The organism is Halorhodospira halophila (genome assembly GCF_016653405.1).
In the GTDB taxonomy this organism is placed as follows: Bacteria; Pseudomonadota; Gammaproteobacteria; order Nitrococcales; family Halorhodospiraceae; genus Halorhodospira; species Halorhodospira halophila_A.
Map to the genome: position 1 here is coordinate 1 of NZ_NHSN01000039.1, position 4030 is coordinate 4030.

Sequence of the window (4030 nt, forward strand, 5' to 3'; positions counted from 1 at the left end):
GTGGGCCGAGCTTGCGCAGGACCGCTTCACGTCGTTCGTCGGAGTACTTCATTGGAACCTCTCACTGCCCCCAGCTCTGGTTTAAGACTCTAACAGCTGAGGTTCCAACCACCCTGACAGAGGGGGCTAGCAGCCGGCTACGTGTTGCGACCTGCTTTGATGCATCAATGCCCACTCACGGCCAGTCACGCTACCGCCAGGGCACATGCAGGGGGCGCAGTGCCGGTGAACGCACTGGACCGGTGTCGCGGCGGGTTGGCACCAGTCCTTGGTGCCCCGGGGAAGGGCTCGATCCCAGTCTACTGATACGGGATCTTTCCGTCAGTCTCTCCGGGGGTAGGGGGCCAGGGGATCATGTGGACGCGACCGACCAGATCGCGTCACCGTCCGTTGCGCCCGGCTAGCCATCCGCCGACGCCGCGCTGTGCAGCGGATCCCGCATGCGCGCGCTGACCAGCGAGGCCCCGCCGGCCACTGCAGCCGGCAGCACGAAGAAGTTCACCCCGGGGATGGTGTTGGCGGCCTCGCGGGCCTGCATACGGGCAATGGGCCGGCAGTTCTTCCTAGACTGATAGAGAGGCTGCGCACGCCTCCCGTGCCAGCGGGTTGCTATCCGGAGGAGACATACATGAGTTGGAATCCAGCACTGGCACCGGGTTGCCCGGACGAGATCGGGGTGGACGCTATCGAGACGCTGATCGTGCCGCGAGCCCGGGATATCGGCGGCTTTGAGGTGCGCCGGGCACTGCCGGCACCAAGGCGACAGCTGGTCGGACCGTTCATCTTCTTCGATCAGATGGGCCCCGCGGAGTTTCTCACCGGACAAGGCATCGACGTCCGGCCCCACCCGCACATCGGCCTGGGGACCGTCACCTACCTCTACAGCGGTGATCTGCACCATCGCGACAGCCTGGGAACGGACCAGGTCATCCGTCCGGGTGCGCTGAACTGGATGGTCGCAGGACGCGGGGTCACCCACTCGGAACGCACCTCGGCGACAGCGCGACAGGCAGGAAGCGAGCTCTTCGGCATCCAGACATGGATCGCACTACCGGAGGACCATGAGGACACCCCGCCGCTGTTCGAGCATCACGACAGCACCGCGTTGCCCGTTATCGAAAGCGGGGGCGCGCGAGTGCAGCTGCTCCTCGGCAACGCCTATGGCGAACAAGCGCCCGCGACACTGCACTCGGAAGCCTTCTATGCCGACGTCCAGCTCGAACCGAACACCCGTTTCCCCTTGCCGGACGAGCACGAGGACCGGGGCATCTATGTGGTGGCCGGATCCGTGACCATCGCCGGCCAGTGCTTTGAGGCAGGCCATATGATGATATTCCGCCCCGGCGATGCCATCACCGTGGCGTCGGGAGAGAGCGGCGCCCGCCTGATGATCCTCGGCGGGGCAACGCTCGGCGGGCCGCGATATATCTGGTGGAACTTCGTTGCCTCGTCCAAGGAGCGCATCGAAGAGGCCAAGCGGCAGTGGCGCGCGCAGCACTGGGGTGTCGGCCTGTTCGACCTCCCGCCGGGAGATCGCGAGGAGCACATCCCGCTGCCTGATTAACCGGGCCCCTCGCCTCTGAGTCGACCAGGATTCCACAGAACCTGTGGATAACCGTGTGGAGAAAGTCGGCTGAACCCGCCGGCCGAGGGCCTTCGAGGTCGATTGGCTAAAGTCTCGCCAGCATCAAAGCGACCACACATCAGGGGCTTACACTTTCCCCTTCCATTACTCAGTGGGTTACGCCGGATCTTCCATTGCCTGTGCAGAATTGGACCGTACCAGTTCTGCGTCGCGTGAGATTATCAACCGGTATTCGCCCGTCGAAACCGCCACTGACCGACCCGATGAACCACGAAAACGCTTCCCCACCACCCTCCGCGCCCGTGGCCGCAGGCGTGCGCTGACCAGCGACGCCCCTCCGGCCACCGCAGCCGGCAGCACGAAATGGCGGACGCCATCCAAAGGTGCGGGTACCGCGCCTGCCTGCCCCGCTTCCTGGTGCCCGTATGACATCAAACCTCCATGCGTGCGTCCGGTCGAATGCACAATCAACCTGAGCGATCATGCCAGGGTGCTACGTGCATCGGCGACGCCACCGGCTATCAGCCCTCGGAACTGAAGGGTAAGCATGCAAGACAGCAGACAAGCCCCAGCGATCCGCTGGTACCACGAGCGCGCCGAGCATGTTGCGGACGACTATGAGTCCCTCTCCTTCCCGGACGTCCACAACTGGCTCATCGACCGTCTGCCACCTGGTGGCGATAGCACTGTCCTGGACGTCGGCGCCGGCTCCGGGCGGGATGCCGCCTGGCTCGCCGAGCGCGGCCACGAGGTGGTTGCCGTCGAGCCAGCAGCAGCCCTGCGCCGCGAGGCCGCCCGTCGCCACCCCCACCCGCGCATCCGCTGGCTTGACGACCAGCTCCCCGGGCTCGAGGACGTCCACCGCCTAGGCCTGTGCTTCGATGCCATCCTGCTCAGCGCGGTCTGGATGCACGTACCGCAAGGCCAACGCGCCCGCGCCTTCCGCAAGCTCATCACCCTGCTCAAGCCGGGCGGGCTGCTAGCCTTGACGCTGCGCCTGGGCCCCGAGGATCCGGAGCGCGGCCTGCGTCCGGTCTCGGTAGCCGAACTCCGTCAGCTTGCCGCGGACCACGGTGCGTGCGTCGACCACGTCGGCGAGAGCGCCGATGCCCTGGGCCGCCCGGAGGTCTATTGGGCCGAGGTCGCCATTCGCCTACCGTCGAACAGATCCGCGGTGTAGACCAGGTTGTCGTCACACAGGGTGAGGATGTTGGCCTGGTCGGCGCGTTCCGGCGTCGCCGTGAGCCCCAGCAAAAAACGCGGCTGGAAATGGTGCAACAACCGCCGATAGGTGTTCGCCGCCGCGTGGTGAAACTCGTCCACGACGACGTAATCGAAGGCATCGGCGGGGAAGCGTTCAAGGTGCTCATCGCGATGCAGGGTCTGCACGGAGGCAAAGAGCATGGCGGTATCGCCGTGGCGCTCCTGGTTGCGGTAGCGACCGACATGCGCCTGCGGGAAGACGCGCTGAAAGGTGGCCTCTGCCTGCAGCAAGATCTCCTCCCGATGGGCGATGAAGAGGATCCGCCGAGCATCCAATTGCCGCGCATCGAATGCGGCCAGGTAAGTCTTGCCCAAGCCCGTCGCCATCACCACCAGACCGCGTTGATGGCCCTCAGCGCGGGTCGCACTCAACTGCTCTAAAGCTTCCTGCTGCTGCGGTGTGGGCTCGGGCGGCGGCAGCTCAGGGTCATCGCTTCCCGGGGCAACGCTCGGGGGCGTGACCGGCCGGCGCCGCTCGTATTCATCGACCCAGTTGTAATCGAGCGCGCGGGTCCTGGGATGCTGGAAGATCTGCCAAAAGGCATCGCGGATCTCCGCCAGGCGCTGCGGTCCACCACTGTTCAGGCAGCCCGCATCCACCCGATAATTCCACTCCAGCCCTTGAGTGAGGGCCTCCCTGCTGATGTTGCTGGAGCCGATGAAGGCCTCCCCCTGGCTGCCAGCGCCCCGGGTGAACAGGTACGCCTTCAGGTGGAAGCTGCGCTCCTTGGCCTCGAAAACCCGCACCTCGGCGCCCCGCTCAGCGAGCAGCAGCAACTGACGTAGCGCCTGCGGATCGGTAACCCCCAGATAGTCACTGGTGACGATACGAACCCGCGCCGGCGACTGCCTTTCGAGTTGGTCCACGAGGGCGTCGAACAGGTAACTCAAGCCCGAGGACTTGATAAAGGCCACCGCCAGCTCGATCTCGTCCGCACGGCGTATCGCTGCAAGCAAACGCGGCAGCAGGGGATCTTCCTCGCCCCCGCGCACCAAGCGGACCGCCTCGTTGGCGGTTTCTTGCGGTCGCGCACCAGACCCCATTGCCGATCGCTGCCTCAACGAAAAAGTTCGACGATGTGACTGGACTAGCGCACCGCGGCGTGGCACCAGTCCTTGGTACCCGGAGTGAGGGTTGGAACCCAGTCTACTGATACGGTAACTATCCGCTACCCCCCCCCC

4 protein-coding genes are annotated in these 4030 nt (G+C 65.4%); 2 read left to right on the plus strand and 2 right to left on the minus strand.

The genetic code is table 11. The annotated features are described in order from the left end of the window. Window positions 1-400: 400 nt before the first annotated feature. Entirely contained in the window at window positions 401-538 is a 138-nt protein-coding gene (locus CCR79_RS12880) for a hypothetical protein (protein ID WP_201173712.1), read from the minus strand. Between the two features lie 90 nt (window positions 539-628). Here CCR79_RS12880 and CCR79_RS12885 point away from each other — a divergent pair, with 90 nt between their 5' ends. Both CCR79_RS12885 and CCR79_RS12890 read left to right on the plus strand, forming a co-directional pair. Then, entirely contained in the window at window positions 629-1564 is a 936-nt protein-coding gene (locus tag CCR79_RS12885) for a pirin family protein (RefSeq protein ID WP_201173716.1), read from the plus strand. Window positions 1565-2132: 568 nt separating this feature from the next. Then, complete coding sequence (locus CCR79_RS12890; RefSeq protein WP_201173718.1) at window positions 2133-2765, plus strand: class I SAM-dependent methyltransferase; 633 nt, start codon at window positions 2133-2135, stop codon at window positions 2763-2765. Here CCR79_RS12890 and CCR79_RS12895 read toward each other — a convergent pair. Continuing rightward, a complete protein-coding gene (locus CCR79_RS12895; RefSeq protein WP_242510939.1) occupies window positions 2714-3805 on the minus strand; it encodes a DEAD/DEAH box helicase family protein in 1092 nt (363 codons plus the stop codon). The two genes, CCR79_RS12890 and CCR79_RS12895, sit on opposite strands and share 52 nt — an antisense overlap. Between the last annotated feature and the right edge of the window lie 225 nt (window positions 3806-4030).

Bases quoted from the DNA above. Each gene is read 5' to 3' on its own strand.
- CCR79_RS12890 (WP_201173718.1), top strand. From the start codon at position 2,133: ATGCAAGACAGCAGACAAGCCCCAGCGATCCGCTGGTACCACGAGCGC.
- CCR79_RS12880 (WP_201173712.1), bottom strand. From the start codon at position 538: ATGCAGGCCCGCGAGGCCGCCAACACCATCCCCGGGGTGAACTTCTTC.
- CCR79_RS12885 (WP_201173716.1), top strand. From the start codon at position 629: ATGAGTTGGAATCCAGCACTGGCACCGGGTTGCCCGGACGAGATCGGG.